The organism is Bradyrhizobium sp. 179 (genome assembly GCF_023073535.1).
Lineage (GTDB): Bacteria > Pseudomonadota > Alphaproteobacteria > Rhizobiales > Xanthobacteraceae > Bradyrhizobium.
The window spans coordinates 19,730-36,658 of sequence record NZ_JADPJR010000161.1 but is presented as its reverse complement, the minus strand read 5'-3'; the positions used below and the strand labels follow the sequence as shown (position 1 = coordinate 36,658).

Sequence of the window (16,929 nt, the reverse complement as noted above, 5' to 3'; positions counted from 1 at the left end):
TCCCTGTCGTGCCCCGCGAAGGCGGGGCATCCAGTACGCCGCGGCCCCTACGTATCCTGGCACTGTCTCGGAGTACTGGATCGCCTGCCTTCGCGGGCGATGACACCTATCGTGTGGGCGCGTGTGCGCACCTATCACATGCCCCATGAACCAAAACCGCCGCGCTCCCTTCCGGGAACGCGGCGGCCGGTGAGGCCTAAGGCTAACTGGTCAGCTGTTGCGCAGGCCGTCGGCGGCGCGCTTCCACTGCGCGACGTTGTCGGCGATCATGCGGGTCGACTTCATCGCGGCCTGGCTGAGCTGGGCGTAGCCGGAGATCTCGCGCTGGACGCGTTGGCCTTCGGCATGGAGCAGGTCGCGCAGGCTCTCGAGCTCGGAGATCAGGTTCTCGATCTCGGCCAGCGAGGTGCCGGCGACGCGCTGGATCAGCGAGTTGACGTTGTTGACGGTGGCTTCGGCGCTCGGGTCGAGCGGCGGCGCGTCGGTGGTCGTCGATGCCGGACGGCGCAGATAGGCGATGTCGTTGCGGACGAAATCGCGGATGCCGGCCTCGACCTCGGTCACGGCGGCGAGGTTGGTGTCGACCGTCTCGGTCTCGGTGGTTTCGGTCTTTTCCGGACGCATGGCGTTCATCGTTATTCCCCTGTTCGCGTTGAGCGCGGCGCGAGTGTCCCCCGCACGACGACGTCTATTTTGGCGACTAGGGCGTCCGATTTTGACCGCATATTGGCCGAGATGCGGCAAGGGCGGACCATTCGGGGGTTTTGCCGTGGCGTATGGTTACGAGAGTGTGAATAGGGAACCGCGACGGCAGACCATCCCCTCATGGTGAGGAGCGCGCCCTTCGCGCGCGTCTCGAATCATGCAGGCCCCGCTGTAGCAGCGAGGCCTCGATCCTTCGAGACGCGCTCCTTCGGAGCGCCCTCAGGATGAGGGGGAGAGTGGAGGCTCGCCCTACCAGCTCTTCTTGAAACCGGCCGTCAGGCTCTTGTTGATCGCGCCTTGCGAGGTCTCGCCGACCGAGCCGGAGACGGTGACGTTGTCGAACAGCTTTTGCTCGGCGCCGAACTTGCGCAGCCATTTGTCGTCGGTGGTCGACAGCGTCTGGCCGGCGGTAATGCTGGTGCCCGTGTCGGTGAGGGTGATCTTCGCGGTCTGATCGGTCTCGTAATTTCGCGTAACGTGGCCGCCGATGCCGGGGACGGCGGTTGTGCCCTGCTGGTTGACGCTGTAGCCGTTCTGGAGCGTCAGCGAGGTGTCGCCCGACAGCGGCATCGACTTGGTCAACGAGGCCCCGATCTTGCTGTGTTCGCTGCCGGGATCGACCCGGGCTTCCACCGCGGTCTTGTCCCAGATCGAGGCCGCGCCCGGCGCTGTCGCCGCCGCCCAGGCGCTGCCGGAGGATTGCGGCAGGCTGCCGCCATTGGTGGCCTTCTGCGCCAGCAGCTCGGACATCGTCCGCGGCTCGCTCGTCAGCGTCATGTCGGCGCCGATCCGCGTGTCCCAGAACGAGAACACCGATTGCTTCACCGTTACCGCCGAGGAGCCGTTTGCATTGGGGTTCGACGACCAGGCCAGGCCGTCCTTGGCCGCGGCCTGGGCGCGCTTCTTGGCGGCCATGGAGTCAATGCCAGTGCCGGCATCGACCGCGAGCTGGCTCCAGTCGAGCTTGTCGACGTCGATGCCTTTGAGCACGTCGGGGTCATCGATGTCGGGGGCCCGCGCCGCCTCGGTCTCGGCCTCATCGTCAGGCGCGATCGTCGCGGATGGAATGGTCTGTGCCGAGACCGTCAGCACCGAGCCCAGAATGAATGCGGCCGCCAGCAACGGCAGCCTAGTCCGGCCAAACCCTATCGAGAATTCCATCGCCCTGCCCGCGAACCCCAGCGCACGCTTTCCAATAACATATATCGGCCTTCGGCCGTGCGCCATTCCGCGCGACAGATGGTGATCCATCGTCGCGAAATTGTGGCGGCTCGCCTCGAATAACGAACCAACGGGCCGCGCGAAAGGCGCGCGCCCGACGACGAACTCACGACGGCATCCGGCGGGGCTGGAGGCCAGGGCGTCATGTGAGCGTCGTCATCGGTCCCGAGCAGCGGGACCCGTTGGCGTCCCCCTCAGCCGGCGCGGCTCATCTTCGGCAGATGAATGGCGCGGCCGAGTGCCTGCTCGACCAGGTCGAACGTGTCGATCAGCACCCGCATGCTGGTGAGCTTTCCCGCCCTGAACTGGGCGAACTGCGCGACGCGCAAGCTGATCGGCTTGTTGGAATCGAGCGCCGTCAGCGAATAGCGCAGCATCGAGGCGGCTGAATCAACGCCGAGCATGATGCTCTCGCGGTCGAAGCGGCGAACGTGGAAATTGTCGGCGAGCTGGCGGATGACGTCGAGCACGGCGTCCTTGCCCTGGCGCGCGCCAAGGAACGGAAACATGTCGATCGGGCCGTACAGGGCCCACTCGACGTCCTCGTCGATCAGGGTCTCGATATCCCTGAACTGCCGGTCGTTGATCGCGCGGTGCAACGCGCGCGAGAAACGCCAGAGGCTGTGCTCTGTCATTTGGGCTGTCCTGAAGCTGGCTTGCAAAAAACGGAAAACAACCCCATGCACAGTAAGGTGCCGGGGCTCAGCTCGTTCGTATACAAATAAACTACGGGATTTCGGCCAAAACGCAATTCACGTTTTCGCAATGCACCATTGAACGCGACTTGTGAGATTTGCAATAGAGTTCCGCAATTTCCCGGTGCTTGCCGGTGAGGTTCCTGGGATCGCGGACGCCCGCTTCAGCGGACAATAGCGGGGGAAGGGCCGCGTGACCCGTCTCACATCACCCCTCCACCATCGCGCCTAACGTCATCCCATATCATCAGGGAGACGTGTCATGGCCGCCATCGCCACCGCCAGAAAGTCCCGCCTGCACAACGCGATCGAAGGGCTCGCGCTGACCGCGACGCTCCAGAGCTTCCCGACCTTCGCCGCCGCCGCTTTCCTGCTCAAACTCGTCGGCGACCACGATCTCGTCGGCGACCCCGGCGTCGCCATCTTCGTCGCTGTCGCCTCGCTCGTCCACGCGCTGCTCGCAGTGACCTTCGGCCCGAGCTTCCCCGCCTTCTTCAAAACCGTCTACGAGCCGAAATTCTTCGAGGCCCATCTGTCGCTTGCCGGCAAGATCACGGCCTGGCGCACCCAGCCCGTGGCCTCGCTCCAGCTCGTGACCATTGTGCTGCTGCTGTCGGTAATGGCGGTGGTGACGTCGAGCGTCGGGTGAGGAGCGGGCTATCGCTCCCGTCATTCCGGAGCCCGCAAACCGGGCGAGGCCGGAATCCATTGCGATCAGCGGCGCGGATGCGCCGCCTACCTCTTCTTCCACCCGCCCCGTCGTCCCGGCATCCCGCCCGTCGATTTTGGCGCCGGCCCGAACTCCGGTCCCGACTGCCGCGAGTCAGTCGGCTGGATGATCCGGCTGGTGCTGCCGAACGGCTTTGACGGCAGGCTCGGGCTTTCGCGATAGGGCAGCGATTCCGGGCCGTGCATCTCGTCGAGATGCGGCTTGTGCACGCGGGAGCCTTTGCCGCTGCCGGCCTTGAGCGCCGTTGCGGCGCTCTTGTTCTTCATGGCACTGACCGGCAAGTTCGCAGCATCGCCGTACTTCTTCGTGCCCGCATAAGCGCCGGCCTTGCCCTGCACGGTGCGCTGCTTGGCGGTAGGGTCGTCGACCACGGCGAGCTCGGTGGCGCGCAGGCGCTTGACTTCGTCGCGCAGACGCGCGGCTTCCTCGAAGTTCAAATCGGCGGCGGCCTCGCGCATCCTTGTTTCGAGATCGGCGAGCACGGCTTCGAAGTTGTGGCCGATCGAGATGACGTCATCGGTCATGTCGTGGCCGCCGACCTCGACCAGCACGTGGTCGCGCTCGTAGACGGAGTTGAGGATGTCGCCGATCTGCTTCTTCACGCTCTCCGGCGTGATGCCGTTGGCAGTGTTGTACTCGACCTGTTTTTCGCGGCGGCGGTTGGTCTCGGCGATGGCGCGCTCCATCGAACCGGTCATCTGGTCGGCGTAGAGGATCACCTTGCCGTCGACATTGCGCGCGGCGCGGCCGATGGTCTGGATCAGCGAGGTCTCGCTGCGCAGAAAGCCTTCCTTGTCGGCGTCGAGAATCGCAACCAGCGCGCATTCGGGGATGTCGAGACCTTCGCGCAAGAGGTTGATGCCGACCAGCGCGTCGAACGCACCGAGGCGGAGATCCCGGATGATCTCGATGCGCTCGATGGTGTCGATGTCGGAATGCATGTAGCGGACTCGGATGCCCTGCTCGTGCAGATATTCGGTGAGGTCCTCCGCCATGCGTTTGGTCAGCACGGTGATCAGCGAGCGATAGCCGGCCTGCGCAGTGGCTCGGACCTCGCCGACGAGATCGTCCACTTGCGTGCGGGCGGGGCGGATGTCGACGGGAGGATCGATCAGGCCCGTGGGGCGGATCACCTGCTCGACGAACACGCCGCCGCTCTCGTTCAGCTCCCAGCCGCCCGGCGTCGCCGACACCGCGATGGTCTGCGGCCGCATCATGTCCCACTCCTCGAAGCGCAAGGGGCGGTTGTCCATGCAGGAGGGCAGGCGGAAGCCGTATTCGGCCAGCGTCGCCTTGCGGCGGAAGTCGCCGCGGAACATGGCGCCGATCTGCGGGATGGTGACGTGGCTCTCGTCGGCGAAGATCAGCGCGTTGTCGGGCACGTATTCGAACAGCGTCGGCGGCGGCTCGCCGGGGCGGCGCCCCGTGAGATAGCGCGAATAGTTCTCGATGCCCGCGCAGCTTCCGGTCGCCTCCATCATCTCGAGGTCGAAGGTGGTGCGCTGCTCCAGCCGCTGCGCTTCGAGCAGGCGGCCCTGATCGTGCAGCTGGTCGAGCCGCTGCTTCAATTCTGATTTGATCGACTTGATCGCCTGCACCAGCGTCGGCCGCGGCGTCACATAGTGCGAGTTGGCGTACATCTTGATGAACTCGAGCTCGTCCTGCTTGTGGCCGGTGAGCGGATCGAACTCCTCGATGGTCTCGATGGTGTCGCCGAACAGGTTCACGCGCCAGGCGCGGTCCTCGTAGTGCGCGGGGAAGATGTCGATGACGTCGCCGCGGACACGGAAGGTGCCGCGGGTGAAATCGGCCTGGGTGCGCTTGTACTGGAGCGCGACGAGGTCGGCGATGAGCTGGCGCTGGTCGATGCGCTCGCCCTTCTTCAGCGCGAATGTCATCGCGGTGTAGGTCTCGACCGAGCCGATACCGTAGATGCAGGACACCGAGGCGACGATGATGACGTCGTCGCGTTCGAGCAGCGCGCGCGTCGCCGAGTGGCGCATGCGGTCGATCTGCTCGTTGATCGAGGAATCCTTCTCGATATAGGTGTCGGTGCGCGGGACGTAGGCTTCCGGCTGGTAATAGTCGTAGTAGCTGACGAAGTACTCGACCGCGTTGTCAGGGAAGAAATTCTTGAACTCGCCATAGAGCTGGGCGGCGAGGGTCTTGTTCGGGGCCAGGATCAGGGCGGGGCGCTGCGTCGCCTCGATCACCTTGGCCATGGTGTAGGTCTTGCCCGAGCCGGTGACGCCCAGCAGCACCTGCGAACGGTCGTTGCGATTGATGCCCTCGACCAACTCGGCAATCGCGGTCGGCTGGTCGCCCTTGGGCTCATAGGCCGATTTGATCTCGAAGCGCACGCCGCCTTCGGACTTTTCCGGGCGCGGCGGCCGGTGCGGCGTCCAAACCCGCATCGAGCCGTCATCCTTGCGGAATTCCGGACGGCCCTCGCGGATCAGCGACTCCAGCGCATCCGCGGTGGCCTTGACACCCAGCGCCTCCATTTTGGAGCGCGGCGGCCGCGCCAGCGCCTCGGCATCGTCCTCTTCTGTTGGCAGCCCGAGTTGCCGCGCCAGTTCCGGATCGAGTGTCGGGATCGTGGCCGAGGTTCCGTAATTGGCCTGCGGCGCCTCGTCGAATCCTTCGGTGGGTGCGCGCGCTCCAGCTGGCTGCGGATTGGGACGCAGCGGCATCGGCTTTGTAATATCCTTGGCCGTATCCTGCGGAAACTCCTTCGGCGTCGAGGCGCGCGCGCGATGCGCGGCGGCCTCGCCCCCGGCGCGGCGATCGCGCGAATTGTCCGGCGGCGGCTGGAGCCCGGTGCCCGATCCTAGGCCCGCATCGCCGCGATTGATTGCAGGATTGAGCAACTCGGCCAGTGCCGGCCCGATCGGCTGCACATCGGGGCGATGCGCCTTCGAGTTCGGAGCCTTGGGCTTCGGGGATTTGCCGGATTTTTCGGACGATGCAGGTTTCTTCGCCATGGGGCGAATATGGGACGAGTCCGCCTCTCAGGAAAGGGCGAATGCCCGCCGCTATGCAGCCTGCTGACAGCAGGTTGGCAGCAGGCCTGGCGTCACCCCGCCGGCAGCGGCCCCTCGTCATCCTCAGCCGCGATATTCGGCTCGAGGACGTCCAGATGGATGCCGCCGCAATCGGTGCAGCGCATGGTCCAGTACTCGCATCCCGCGCGACCGCCGATCACACGGAGCACCATGAGATCGCCGTCGCATTCCACGGCGCGCGCATAGATCCGCGGCCGCACTGAGCCGATTTCGGTGATAGACATGACCGGTTCCCCCTTGCGGCGCCCCGCCGCTGGTCCGTCCGCGGACGCTATTCGTCGTCGCTGCCGGCCCGCCGGCGGAAGCGATCGATGTGTTGCTTGGCATCGGCAATCGCGGCGTCGCGGTCGGGCCAGGCGAAGCCGACTTCCATGGCGGGAAACAGCACGCCGTCGATTGCAAGCGGGCTGAAATCGGCGCGCCGGATGCGGGCGTGCCACAGTCCTTTTCCAGCTTCGAAGGATTCGATGTCAAAGCCGTCGTAGAGGGTCGTCATTCTTGTCGGTCCCACGTTTCTTGTCAGAGGGTCAGGGGACCACATTTGCGAATCTCGGGATGTGAAGCCGTTCACAAGCTGCGAGGCTTTTTTGCCGAGCGCGTCAGTTCCGCGCCGCAGCACGGCCGATTCGCCGCGCCGGACGCGTTGCCGGTTCCGACGCCGCGCGCATGATCCAGCGGCGAAACGCAGCGAAGTCGCGTTGCTCGGTCTGGAAGCTGCGATAGAGCAGGTACCAGCGCATGCCTTTGGGCACCGAGAGGTCGAATGGCGCCACCAGTCGTCCGGCCGCGAGATCGTCGTCGATATAGGGTCGAATGCCCATGGCGACGCCGAGTCCGTCCGCGGCGGCCTGCAGCGCCTGACCGTAGAACTGGAACTCGGGCCCGCGCGCGTTGATGCGCGCCAGGTTCGCGGCCTTGAGCCAGAGCGGCCAGTCCTGCGGCGAATGCGCGACGCGGATCAGGCTCGGTCCCCTGAGATCGGCCGGCCGCTTCAGGCCGCTCGCAAGGCGCGGCACGCAGACCGGCGTGAGGTCACCCGCGAACAGCGGCTCGGCGACGAGGCCGGGCCAGTCGCCGGTGCCGAGCTTGATGCCGCAGCTCCAGTCCTCGCCGAACGGCACCGAGGCACCGCCGGTGGTGAAGCGCACCTCGATGTCGGGCTCCTCGCTGCGAAACTCCGACAGGCGCGGGATCAGCCAGCGCATCGCAAAAGTGTGGCCGACGCCGATGGTGAGCACGCGCATGCTGGAGGGCGCCGTCACCTGCGCGGTGAGGCTCGCCAGCGCATCGAAGATCGGCGTCAGCCCGCTTTGATAGGCGCGGCCGGCCTGCGTCAGCACGAGCTTGTTGGCCTTGCGCTCGAACAGCGCGAGGCCGAGGCGCTCCTCCAGCAGATGCACCATGCGGCTGACGGCGGCCGCCGACACGTTCAGCTCGAGCCCGGCCGCGGCAAAGCTGCCGGTCCGCGCCGCCGCCTCGAATGCCTTGATGCCGTTAAGAAACAGCAGCCGCCGCAAATGCCCGACCCTCAGGAAAGCTGATGCCAGGCCAAGATAACTCAGTTTGCGCGTGGCGAGCAAGCGAGGCACAAGAACGAGTGTAATTCTAGGTTGATTCCGGCAGCGCAGCGCTCTTCGCTTCTCCCTGCAAGCGGGGCGAGGCAGCGCAAGCAGCTTGCGTGCCTTGCCTATGTTGAGGAGAATCCTTTCGTGACGCCCATCGTGATCGCTGCCCTTGGCATGCTGATGGTCGCCACCGCGTTCCTGTCCGGGCTGTTCGGCATGGCGGGCGGGCTGATCCTGATCGGCGTGTTGCTGGCATTGATGCCGCTGCCGGCGGCCATGGTGCTGCATGCGATCACGCAGATGGCCTCGAACGGCTGGCGTGCGTTTTTGTGGCGCGCGCATATCCGCTGGCGGCCGGTCGCGAACTATCTCGCCGGCTGCGCGGTCGCGCTCGCGGCCTGGTCCCTCACGCGCTACGTTCCGGACAAGGCGGTCGCGCTGCTGCTGCTCGGCATCACGCCGTTCATGGCGCGGCTGCTGCCGTCAAACATCAAGCCCAACCCCGACAGCGTCTGGCAGGGCTCGGTCTACGGCTCGATCTGCATGGGCTTGATGCTGATGACCGGCGTCTCCGGCCCGCTGCTCGACACCTTCTTCCTCGGCGGCGATTTCGGCCGGCGCGAGAAGGTGGCGACCAAGGCGATGTGCCAGCTGGTCAGCCATTTCACCAAGCTGGTCTATTTCGGCGGCATCATCGACCAGGCGGCGAGCCTCGATCCCGTCCTCGCCGGCGTCGCGATCGCAGCTTCGATGCTCGGCACCACACTGGCGCGCCGCATCCTCGAAGCCATGACCGACCAGCAATTCGTGGCCTGGTCGAACAAGCTGATCACCACCATCGCCTGCTACTACATCGCCTATGGCGGCTGGCTCCTGCTGCGTACGGAGGTCGCGGTCGCCTTCGATAAGGGAGGTTTGCAATGAGCGAGACCGCCGATCCGCTGGTGCTGGATTTCGTCGAATGGGTCGCACGCGAGCCGCGCGCCTATGCCGAGGTGATCGCGACCTGGAAGACCTCGTGCCCGCGCCTCACCATCTGGGAAGACGCCACTGAGCGCGGCTATGTCGCGCGGAAGACGGTGCCCGGAATCGGGCTGATCATCGCAGTGACGGAAGGCGGCGAGAAGCTGCTGCGGATGAACCGGCGGTGATGCGCACCTCCGTCTCGACATCGCCATTGCGAGCGTCAGCGAAGCAAATCCAGAATGGGAGACCCTCACCCTGAGGAGCGTGCATCTTGCGCGCGTCTCGAAAGAGCGAGGCCGAGATCGGGCCTTCATCCTTCGAGACGCGCGTTCCGCGCTCCTTAGGATGAGGATCTGGCAGGGAGTTGCTTTGCATGTCACTCAAACTCTACGAACTCGTCGGCATCGACGCAGCGCGCCCGTTCAGCCCGTATTGCTGGCGCACGCGGATGGCGCTCGCGCATAAGGGGCTGATGGCGGAATCGCTGCCCTGGCGCTTCACCGAGAAGAGCGCGCTTGCGCCGCATGGCTCCGAGAAAGTTCCGGTGCTGCTGCATCACGGCAAGCCCGTGGTCGATTCTTGGACCATCGCGAATTATCTCGAAGACAATTTTCCGGATCGTGCATCGTTGTTCGGCGGCGAGGGCGGTCGCGCCATGGCGCGCATGATCAATGCCTTCGGCGATATCGCCATCGTCGGCGGCATCTTTCCGTTGATCGTCGCCGACATCCCGAAGAACCTCGCCGAGGTCGACGCCGCCTATTTCCGCCAGTCGCGCGAGGCGCGCTTCGGCGGCAAGTCACTGGAACAGGTCATGGCCAGCCGCGACACCGGCGTTGTCGCGTTCCGCAAGTCGCTGGAGGTGATGCGGCAGACATTGAAGAAGCAGCCCTATCTCGGCGGCGCCGCGCCCAACTACGCCGACTATATCGTGTTCGGCGGTTTTCAATGGGCGCGGGTGGTGAGCCCGTTCAAGCTGCTGGAAGCCAATGATCCGGTTTATGCGTGGCGGGAAAAATTGCTCGACGCGTTCGACGGCATGGCGCGCAAGTCGCCCGGATTCGCGGTGTAGGGTAGGCTCGCTCCCATCGTCGTCCTAGCGAAGCCAGGGCCCATCCCGCGTGATCTATCAATCGTGGGCAGTGCGAGTACCGAACGAGGAATCTTCGTCACATGCTCGCCAGGGTAATGGGTCCTCCTGGCTCACGACACGGAAAGCGTGGTCGGCTCTCGTGCCTAACGAGCAGCACTCGCCCCCGCCGCCTGCCGCAAACACGACCGGCACAAACAATCCTCGCCGTCGACTGGCATTGGCAGTCTTGCCGTCTCCTCCGCGCACCAGCAGCTGCCCGAGAGCTCGCAGCCGAACTCGGCGCCGCAGCGGGAGCAGGCGAGGCGGCGGGGTTCCGGCAACGCAGATTCTTGCTGATTTGTCATGATTTACGTCGAAGCTAGGCCGTCATTTTCATGTCGGGTTCATTGGCCGCCGCGGTATATTATGCCTTGCGCACGGACTCGGAAAGCGGCTCCAGGCGCGCGAAGGACAGACCGATGGCCCGTGATTCGCAAGCCGCCCTCGTTGCGCTCAACCGCTTCGGCTTCGGCGCCCGCGGCGGCGCGTCCGGCGATCTCATCAATGCCGCCTCCGACCCGCGCGGTTTCGTCAAGGCAGAGCTTGCGCGTCCCAATGGCGTGCTGCTGGAAGCGCCGGGTCTGCAATCGACGCCGCAGCTCGGGCAGGCGGTGTTCGCCTATCAGGACGAGGTCAAGCAGGCGCGCGACGCCGCCAAGGCCACGGCGGCCGCTGAAATGCCGACACAAGCGCCTGCCGATCAGAAGCCCGCCCTGCGCCGCAATCTCTCGCTGAACGCAGCCGCGAGCGAGGTCGCCGGCCAGATGGCGGATGCGAGACCAGCGGACAATGCGGCGAAGCCGGAGGCCATGCAGCCCAGCCCCGGCGCGCCGCCCGCCGCAAAGCCCGCGCCGCAGCCGCTCAATGTCATCCAGAAGACATTTCGCACCGAGGCGCTGGCGCGGTTGCAGCGGGCCACCCTCGTCGAGTGCGGCTTCACCGAGCGCCTCGTCGTGTTCTGGTCCAACCATTTCTGCATCTCCGCGAGCAAGGGCGAGCTGGCGCGCATCTGGGCCGGCGCGTTCGAGCGCGAGGCGATCAGGCCCCACGTACTCGGGCGCTTCGCCGACATGCTCAAGGCGGTCGAGCAGCATCCGGCGATGCTATTCTTTCTCGACAACCAGCAATCGCTCGGACCGGATTCGCGTGCGGGGCAAAACCGCAAGCGCGGGCTGAACGAGAATCTGGCGCGCGAAATCATGGAGCTGCATACGCTCGGCGTCGACGGCGGCTACACGCAGCACGATGTCACCTCGCTCGCGCGCATCATCACCGGCTGGACCTTTGCCGGCCGCCAGGGGCAGCTGGGGGCGCCCGGCTCCTTCGTGTTCAACGTCAATGCGCATCAGCCGGGGCCGCAGATCCTGCTCGGCAAGACCTACGGCCAGGCGGGCCTCGCGCAAGGCGAGGCCGCGCTCGCCGACCTCGCGCGCCATCCCTCGACCGCGAATTTCATCGCCGCCAAGTTCGTCCGCCACTTCGTTGCCGATGATCCGCCGCCATCTCTCGTTGCGCGGTTGCGCGACATCTTCCTCAGGACCGATGGCGACCTCAAGGCGCTTGCCATGGCGTTGGTCGATTCCGACGAGGCGTGGACAGCGCCGCTGACCAAGATGCGCTCGCCTTACGATTTCCTGGTCGCGAGCGGGCGGCTGCTCGCGCGCGTGCCGGAGGATCCGAGCCGTTATCTCAATGGCCTCAACCTGCTCGGGCAGCCGCTATGGTCGCCGGCCGGGCCCAACGGCTTTCCCGACACCAATGCAGCCTGGGCCGCACCCGAGGGCATGAAGCTCAGGCTCGATATCGCGGCGCAAATTGGCTCGCGGCTCGGCAATAACATCGATCCGCTCGACCTGCTGGAATTCGCCGCGGCCGATGCGGCCTCCATCGAGACGCGGCGAACCATCGAGCGCGCGGAGTCGCGGCAGCAGGCGCTGGCGCTGCTGCTGATGTCGCCGGAAATGCAGCGGAGATGATGATGATCGACTGCGTCGAGAACCGGCTCCTGACCTCGCGCCGCGGGCTCCTGCTCGGCGGCGCCTCCTTCGCCGCCTGGGCCTACCTGCCGAAATTCGCACGCGCCGCCGACGGGCGCGATCCGCGCCTGGTCGTGGTGATCCTGCGCGGCGCGCTCGACGGGCTTTCGACCGTTGCCCCGATCGGCGACCCCGATTACGCCGGCCTGCACGGCTCGATCGCGCTCACGGCTGACGGCGCGCACCCCGCGACCATGCTCGATAGCTTCTTCGCGCTGCATCCCGCCATGCCGGAGTTCGCACGCATGTACCGCGACAAGCACGCCGCCGTGATCCACGCGGTCGCAACACCGTATCGCGATCGCTCGCATTTCGACGGCCAGGACGTGCTCGAAAGCGGCTATGCCGGCCCGGGCCGGGTGCAGTCCGGTTGGCTCAATCGCGCGCTGGAAGTGCTACCGCGCGGCGAGCGGGTATCGAGCGGCCTCGCTGTCGGCCCGACCACGCCGCTGGTGCTGCGCGGCAATGCGCCGACCGTCGGCTGGGCGCCGGTCGCGCTGCCGCAGGCCGACGACGACACTGCAATGCGGCTCGTCGAGCTCTACCGCCATCGCGATCCCGTGCTGGCGACGGCCTTGGCGCAAGGCCTTCAGCTCGACAAGGCCGCAAGCGGCGACAACATGAAGCCGAAGGGCGGCAACGCAGCCGTGCAGATGCGCCAGGTGGCGCGCGGCGCGGCAAGATTGATGGCGGCCGACGATGGTCCGCGCATCGCGGCGCTCGCCTTCGACGGCTGGGACACGCATGCCAACGAAGGCGGGCCTGTGGGGCGTCTCGCCTTCCTGCTTGGCGGCCTCGACGGCGCGCTCGCCGAATTCGAAAGCGGGCTCGGCGAACGCTGGCGCGACGCCGTGGTCGTCGTCGCCACTGAGTTCGGCCGCACCGCGCGCATCAACGGTACTGATGGCACCGATCACGGCACGGGAACGATCGCGCTGCTCGCCGGCGGCGCGGTGATGGGCGGCCGCGTCATCGCCGATTGGCCCGGCCTCAAGCTTGCCAACCTCCACGAAGGGCGCGACCTCAAGCCGACCACCGATCTGCGCTCCGTGATCAAGGGCGTGCTGCAGGACCAGTTCGGCCTTTCGGATCGCGTGCTGGCGGAGACGGTGTTTCCAGATAGCGCCGCCGCAAAGCCGATGAAGGGGCTGGTGGCGTAATATCAGCCCGTCATTTCCGGGGCGCGCGTAGCGCGAACCCGGAATCGCAAAATGGATTCCGGGCCCGCGCTTGCCGCGCGCCGGGGAATGACGCGATAATGATGCGACATCAGGAGATCACCGCAATGTACATCGCCATGAACCGGTTCCGCGTCGCCAAGGGCTCCGAGGCCGCTTTCGAGCAGGTCTGGCTCACGCGCGACACTCATCTGGACAAGGTGCCGGGCTTCGTCGAATTCCATCTGTTGAAGGGCCCCGAGCTCGAAGACCATACGCTCTACGCCTCGCACACGGTGTGGGCGAATTACGCGGCGTTCGAGGCGTGGACCAAGTCGGAAGCATTTCGCGCCGCGCATCACCGGGCTGGCGACAACAAGCCGCTCTATCTCGGCCATCCTCAGTTCGAAGGTTTTGAGGTGATGCAGACGGTCGGCGGGGGCGCGAAGTGACGCTGCCATAAAAAAATGCGGCCCCTGTCAGACGCGGCGACTGACGGGGACCGCTTGGGGCGCTTGATCGGTGACGGGGGAGCCTGACCAGACGCAGGTGCAGCGTAGTTCCGCTGTGTTACGCGCGGGTGACAGGCAGGAATTATCCACAGGATCTGCCTGCGAAGATTAGAAGATCTTGCGATAGACGATGAAGCCGGAGCGCTCCGCGACCTTGTCGTACAGTCGCTGCGCGGTGACATTGGTCTCGTGCGTTTGCCAATAGACGCGCGGCGACCCCGCCAATTTCGCCCGCTCATACACACCATAGATCAGCGCCGAGGCAACCCCCTTGCCGCGCGCTGCCTCGCGCGTGAACAAATCCTGCAAATAGCAGGACGGCTCGATCGCGGTGGTGCTGCGATGGAAGAGATAATGCGTCAGTCCGAGCAATTGGCCGTCGCTCTCGGCGACCAGCGCATGCACCGGCTCATAGGCGTCGAAGAAACGCTGCCACGTCATGCGCGTGATCTCGGGCGCGAGCGCGGTCGGGCCCGAACGGCCGTAGAAGGCGTTGTAGCCGTCCCACAGCGGCAGCCATTGTTCGTAATCCTGCTTCGTGACGGAGCGAATGGTGAGGGACATCTGATATTCCTGGGCTCGGAGGATGCGAACGGCCGGTGAGGCATCCTTGATACGAGATTATCGCGCTGCCGATCAATCCTGCTGTCGCATCACTCTGCAACGCGCAAAGAGCGGATCAGCCTTCGGTTCGCCGGATCGCGCAGCGAGCGGTAGTAGTCGGCACGCGCGGGCGCGTCGGTGTGGCGCACGAGGTCGGTCACCGGCGTGTAGCTCAGCATGCGGCCGCCGTCGGGCAGCGCGGTGCAGACGAAACGCAGCACCTCGCCGTTGCGCAAGGCGATGTTGATCGGCCTGGCATCGCCGATCCGCACCATCTCCATGCGTTGCGCGATGAAGGTGCCGAGCTCGTCCTCGGGCAGCTCGAACGCCCCGGTATCGCGGCCGTGATACATCAGCGCGATGAAGGGCGGCTTGCCGTCGGCGATCTGGTCAGGCACCGCAAAATAATCGCGGAACGCGCGGTTGATGAATTCGGCTCGGGTCTCGGCATCGAGCAGCACGACGCCGATATCGATCTGGTCGAGCGCGGCCGACAGGCGCGCGGCGGTCGCGTGGCTCTGGCGCTCGCCCGCGAACGTGCCGAGCAGCCGCTCGCGCATCAGGACGGTGACGGCTGCGGTGCCGGCGGCCGCGATTGCCAGCAGGCCGAGCCGGACCAGGTCCGCGATGCCATATCCGGAGACGCCATGCTGGTTGAGGAAGAGCAGCGCCGCGCCGGTGACCGCGATGGCTGCGCTGGTCACGGCGGAGGCGAGACCCGACAGCGTGCCGGCCAGCGCCACGATGCAGACCAGCAGCGGCGCAGCGGAGGGAGCGGGGATGAAGTGATCGAACAGCGTCGACAGGAGCAGCGTCGCTGCCGTCAGCACCGGACCGGAGATCGCACGCCACCCGAGCCGCATGGGCCAGTCTCGCTCCTCCTGAACGAGGCAACGCAGCAACACTGGCTCATCGTTGCGCAGATGCGATGCGATTTCGCGCGGCGCGCTTAAGAGACCCTTGCCGCGAAGCGCAAATCTTTCGGATGATTTTAGACCAAGTGCGAGTGCCTGAGGCGCTGTTGCAGCGACGGTGCATTCAGCGTCGAGGTGCCCGAGCTCTTGCGCATGCCGGTGAAAATCAACAGCGACGCCGCGACCAGGATGGCCGCAGTCAGCGTGATTGCAACGACTACCACAGGTGACTTCATCGAGGTCCTGTCGCAATGCCGGTCGGCAAGGGCCGCACGGCGCCTTGAAGGCTGGTCCAGGATGAAACGGGAATCAGATCGGCAGGCCCATCGCCATGGTCGCCTTGGTCGACATGACCGTCAGCGTGACGATCAGGCACAGCGAGAGCGCGGCGACGGCGAGCGAGGCCGCGACCGCATTGGTCAGCCGGGAAGACGCGACGGTGGCGGATCGGCCCTGGAAGCCTGCCGTGCCGGACGCCCGAATCATGGGTCTAAATCCTTCAACACGCGAGCGAATCACCCGCAACGCGGGACAATTTCACCGTTTCAACGGGCAACATTGCGGCGGCCGTCGCGCCGAAAACGGCGAGATTGCGGCAAAGACGACCCTTGTGCCCGCTATTCGCCAGCGGGGACTAGCCTGTCAGGCGCCCACGGCGATGCTGGCGGGGTCGTCGACGTCGGCCGGGCGCCAGTCCATCGTGACGAAGCCGGGCGCAGATTCGACGCGCTTCAGCCAGTCCCGGATCGCCGGAAAGGTCGAAAGGTCGAAATCGCAGCGATCGGCGAGGTGGGTGTAGCCGTAGAGCGCGATGTCGGCGACCGTCAGCTGGCGCGCGGCGAAATAGGCGTTGGTCTTGAGATGGTTCTCCATGACCTGGAGCGCGCCATAGCCGCGCTCCATCCAGTCCTCGAGCGAATGGGTCTGGAGATCGCGGCCGCCCTTGACCAGCGACAGCCAGAAATAGGCCGCGCCGATGTTGGGCTCGAGCGCGTGCTGTTCGAAGAACATCCATTGCAGCGCCTCGGCGCGGTCGATGCGGTTCTCCGGCGCGAGCGGCGTGCCGACAGCGACGTACCAGAGGATGGCGTTGGACTCGGCGAGATAGCGGTCGCCGCCAACCTCGAGCAGCGGCACCTGGCCGGACGGGTTCTTCGCCAGAAAGTCCGGCGTGCGGCTCTCGCCGCGCAGAATGTCGACCTCGATGGCTTCGTAGGGCACGTTGAGCAGCGCCAGCGCAAGGCGGACCTTGTAGCTGTTGCCGGAGCGCTGCATCGAATAGAGCTTGTACATTCTGGGAGTTCGTTTCCGAGGATGGGAAGGCGCGGCGCTGGCTGCCCTGCAGCGCGGCTAAACAATGATGCCGATGCGAATCCGCCGCAAGAGCCAGCCAATAGAAAAACTCGAAATCCCTACCGCACTGCAACGGTGCGGAAGATCATTTCCGCGCGACCGCGCAAACGAGATCACGCTTGCGTTAGAGCACGGGCGCGTTGCGTCGGCTATTCGTGAACTCGGCGACGATCGCATGCGATTTGGATGCAGCGCGCCGTCATGCCCAGGCTTGTCCTGAGGCATCCACGTTCGTCGTGCGCGCGGCTAGGCGTGGATGGCCGGGACCCGGCTAC

20 protein-coding genes are annotated in these 16,929 nt (G+C 65.7%); 7 read left to right on the top strand and 13 right to left on the bottom strand.

All coding sequences use genetic code 11. The annotated features are described in order from the left end of the window. Positions 1-210: 210 nt before the first annotated feature. From IVB12_RS37850 to IVB12_RS37840, 3 genes are all read right to left on the bottom strand, one after another. Complete coding sequence (locus IVB12_RS37850; protein ID WP_247277532.1) at positions 211-633, bottom strand: hypothetical protein; 423 nt, start codon at positions 631-633, stop codon at positions 211-213. Positions 634-954: 321 nt separating this feature from the next. Then, positions 955-1,866, bottom strand: coding sequence for a hypothetical protein (locus IVB12_RS37845; RefSeq protein ID WP_247308287.1), 912 nt, complete (start codon positions 1,864-1,866; stop codon positions 955-957). A gap of 254 nt (positions 1,867-2,120) precedes the next feature. Beyond that, complete coding sequence (locus IVB12_RS37840) at positions 2,121-2,561, bottom strand: nuclear transport factor 2 family protein (protein WP_247308284.1); 441 nt, start codon at positions 2,559-2,561, stop codon at positions 2,121-2,123. A gap of 322 nt (positions 2,562-2,883) precedes the next feature. On the opposite strand from IVB12_RS37840, the gene IVB12_RS37835 reads away from it, so the two are divergent. Beyond that, the gene (locus IVB12_RS37835; RefSeq protein ID WP_247308281.1) at positions 2,884-3,270 is read left to right on the top strand and encodes a hypothetical protein; all 387 of its coding nucleotides are present in this window, start codon (positions 2,884-2,886) and stop codon (positions 3,268-3,270) included. A gap of 86 nt (positions 3,271-3,356) precedes the next feature. On the opposite strand, the gene uvrB is transcribed toward IVB12_RS37835, so the two are convergent. The 4 genes from uvrB to IVB12_RS37815 form a co-directional block, all read right to left on the bottom strand. Beyond that, the gene (gene uvrB, locus IVB12_RS37830; protein WP_247308279.1) at positions 3,357-6,335 is read right to left on the bottom strand and encodes an excinuclease ABC subunit UvrB; all 2,979 of its coding nucleotides are present in this window, start codon (positions 6,333-6,335) and stop codon (positions 3,357-3,359) included. 92 nt (positions 6,336-6,427) lie between these two features. Next, positions 6,428-6,640: a hypothetical protein gene (locus IVB12_RS37825; RefSeq protein WP_247308276.1), complete on the bottom strand. Its 213-nt coding sequence runs from the start codon at positions 6,638-6,640 to the stop codon at positions 6,428-6,430. A gap of 47 nt (positions 6,641-6,687) precedes the next feature. Next, positions 6,688-6,912 carry a hypothetical protein gene (locus IVB12_RS37820; RefSeq protein WP_247308260.1) on the bottom strand — a complete coding sequence of 75 codons (225 nt, stop codon included), beginning with the start codon at positions 6,910-6,912 and terminating at the stop codon, positions 6,688-6,690. A gap of 103 nt (positions 6,913-7,015) precedes the next feature. After that, a complete protein-coding gene (locus IVB12_RS37815) occupies positions 7,016-7,933 on the bottom strand; it encodes a LysR substrate-binding domain-containing protein (RefSeq protein WP_247308258.1) in 918 nt (305 codons plus the stop codon). A gap of 192 nt (positions 7,934-8,125) precedes the next feature. Here IVB12_RS37815 and IVB12_RS37810 point away from each other — a divergent pair, with 192 nt between their 5' ends. The 3 genes from IVB12_RS37810 (at position 8,126) to IVB12_RS37800 (ending at position 10,019) form a co-directional block, all read left to right on the top strand. Continuing rightward, positions 8,126-8,905: a sulfite exporter TauE/SafE family protein gene (locus IVB12_RS37810; protein ID WP_247308255.1), complete on the top strand. Its 780-nt coding sequence runs from the start codon at positions 8,126-8,128 to the stop codon at positions 8,903-8,905. After that, a complete protein-coding gene (locus IVB12_RS37805) occupies positions 8,902-9,132 on the top strand; it encodes a hypothetical protein (RefSeq protein WP_247308251.1) in 231 nt (76 codons plus the stop codon). Before IVB12_RS37810 ends, IVB12_RS37805 begins: the two co-directional genes overlap by 4 nt. 188 nt (positions 9,133-9,320) lie before the next feature. Beyond that, complete coding sequence (locus IVB12_RS37800; RefSeq protein WP_247308248.1) at positions 9,321-10,019, top strand: glutathione S-transferase family protein; 699 nt, start codon at positions 9,321-9,323, stop codon at positions 10,017-10,019. Between the two features lie 164 nt (positions 10,020-10,183). On the opposite strand, the gene IVB12_RS37795 is transcribed toward IVB12_RS37800, so the two are convergent. After that, entirely contained in the window at positions 10,184-10,384 is a 201-nt protein-coding gene (locus IVB12_RS37795; RefSeq protein ID WP_247308244.1) for a cysteine-rich CWC family protein, read from the bottom strand. A gap of 114 nt (positions 10,385-10,498) precedes the next feature. Between IVB12_RS37795 and IVB12_RS37790 the strand changes: the two genes are divergently transcribed. The 3 genes from IVB12_RS37790 to IVB12_RS37780 all read left to right on the top strand — a co-directional run bounded on the left by IVB12_RS37790 (position 10,499) and on the right by IVB12_RS37780 (position 13,724). Continuing rightward, positions 10,499-12,055, top strand: a complete 1,557-nt coding sequence (locus IVB12_RS37790) for a DUF1800 family protein (protein WP_247308241.1) — start codon at positions 10,499-10,501, stop codon at positions 12,053-12,055. Between the two features lie 2 nt (positions 12,056-12,057). Continuing rightward, entirely contained in the window at positions 12,058-13,275 is a 1,218-nt protein-coding gene (locus IVB12_RS37785) for a DUF1501 domain-containing protein (protein WP_247308331.1), read from the top strand. Positions 13,276-13,400: 125 nt separating this feature from the next. After that, complete coding sequence (locus tag IVB12_RS37780; RefSeq protein WP_247308328.1) at positions 13,401-13,724, top strand: antibiotic biosynthesis monooxygenase; 324 nt, start codon at positions 13,401-13,403, stop codon at positions 13,722-13,724. 168 nt (positions 13,725-13,892) lie between these two features. Here IVB12_RS37780 and IVB12_RS37775 read toward each other — a convergent pair whose 3' ends face one another. The 5 genes from IVB12_RS37775 to IVB12_RS37755 form a co-directional block, all read right to left on the bottom strand. Beyond that, entirely contained in the window at positions 13,893-14,348 is a 456-nt protein-coding gene (locus tag IVB12_RS37775; RefSeq protein WP_247308239.1) for a GNAT family N-acetyltransferase, read from the bottom strand. 89 nt (positions 14,349-14,437) lie between these two features. Next, a complete protein-coding gene (locus IVB12_RS37770) occupies positions 14,438-15,250 on the bottom strand; it encodes a PAS-domain containing protein (RefSeq protein ID WP_247308237.1) in 813 nt (270 codons plus the stop codon). 128 nt (positions 15,251-15,378) lie between these two features. Then, the gene (locus IVB12_RS37765; RefSeq protein WP_247277516.1) at positions 15,379-15,537 is read right to left on the bottom strand and encodes a hypothetical protein; all 159 of its coding nucleotides are present in this window, start codon (positions 15,535-15,537) and stop codon (positions 15,379-15,381) included. A gap of 73 nt (positions 15,538-15,610) precedes the next feature. Beyond that, positions 15,611-15,787 (bottom strand): hypothetical protein, encoded by a 177-nt coding sequence (locus tag IVB12_RS37760; protein ID WP_247308233.1) that lies wholly within the window; start codon positions 15,785-15,787, stop codon positions 15,611-15,613. Positions 15,788-15,943: 156 nt separating this feature from the next. Further along, positions 15,944-16,594 (bottom strand): glutathione S-transferase family protein, encoded by a 651-nt coding sequence (locus IVB12_RS37755; protein ID WP_247277514.1) that lies wholly within the window; start codon positions 16,592-16,594, stop codon positions 15,944-15,946. Positions 16,595-16,929: the final 335 nt, after the last annotated feature.

Bases quoted from the DNA above. Each gene is read 5' to 3' on its own strand.
- IVB12_RS37780 (WP_247308328.1), top strand. From the start codon at position 13,401: ATGTACATCGCCATGAACCGGTTCCGCGTCGCCAAGGGCTCCGAGGCC.
- IVB12_RS37835 (WP_247308281.1), top strand. From the start codon at position 2,884: ATGGCCGCCATCGCCACCGCCAGAAAGTCCCGCCTGCACAACGCGATC.
- IVB12_RS37805 (WP_247308251.1), top strand. From the start codon at position 8,902: ATGAGCGAGACCGCCGATCCGCTGGTGCTGGATTTCGTCGAATGGGTC.
- IVB12_RS37775 (WP_247308239.1), bottom strand. From the start codon at position 14,348: ATGTCCCTCACCATTCGCTCCGTCACGAAGCAGGATTACGAACAATGG.
- IVB12_RS37840 (WP_247308284.1), bottom strand. From the start codon at position 2,561: ATGACAGAGCACAGCCTCTGGCGTTTCTCGCGCGCGTTGCACCGCGCG.
- IVB12_RS37770 (WP_247308237.1), bottom strand. From the start codon at position 15,250: ATGCGGCTCGGGTGGCGTGCGATCTCCGGTCCGGTGCTGACGGCAGCG.
- IVB12_RS37850 (WP_247277532.1), bottom strand. From the start codon at position 633: ATGAACGCCATGCGTCCGGAAAAGACCGAAACCACCGAGACCGAGACG.
- IVB12_RS37825 (WP_247308276.1), bottom strand. From the start codon at position 6,640: ATGTCTATCACCGAAATCGGCTCAGTGCGGCCGCGGATCTATGCGCGC.
- IVB12_RS37755 (WP_247277514.1), bottom strand. From the start codon at position 16,594: ATGTACAAGCTCTATTCGATGCAGCGCTCCGGCAACAGCTACAAGGTC.
- IVB12_RS37820 (WP_247308260.1), bottom strand. From the start codon at position 6,912: ATGACGACCCTCTACGACGGCTTTGACATCGAATCCTTCGAAGCTGGA.
- IVB12_RS37765 (WP_247277516.1), bottom strand. From the start codon at position 15,537: ATGAAGTCACCTGTGGTAGTCGTTGCAATCACGCTGACTGCGGCCATC.
- IVB12_RS37790 (WP_247308241.1), top strand. From the start codon at position 10,499: ATGGCCCGTGATTCGCAAGCCGCCCTCGTTGCGCTCAACCGCTTCGGC.
- IVB12_RS37800 (WP_247308248.1), top strand. From the start codon at position 9,321: ATGTCACTCAAACTCTACGAACTCGTCGGCATCGACGCAGCGCGCCCG.
- IVB12_RS37760 (WP_247308233.1), bottom strand. From the start codon at position 15,787: ATGATTCGGGCGTCCGGCACGGCAGGCTTCCAGGGCCGATCCGCCACC.
- uvrB (WP_247308279.1), bottom strand. From the start codon at position 6,335: ATGGCGAAGAAACCTGCATCGTCCGAAAAATCCGGCAAATCCCCGAAG.
- IVB12_RS37785 (WP_247308331.1), top strand. From the start codon at position 12,058: ATGATCGACTGCGTCGAGAACCGGCTCCTGACCTCGCGCCGCGGGCTC.
- IVB12_RS37845 (WP_247308287.1), bottom strand. From the start codon at position 1,866: ATGGAATTCTCGATAGGGTTTGGCCGGACTAGGCTGCCGTTGCTGGCG.
- IVB12_RS37795 (WP_247308244.1), bottom strand. From the start codon at position 10,384: ATGACAAATCAGCAAGAATCTGCGTTGCCGGAACCCCGCCGCCTCGCC.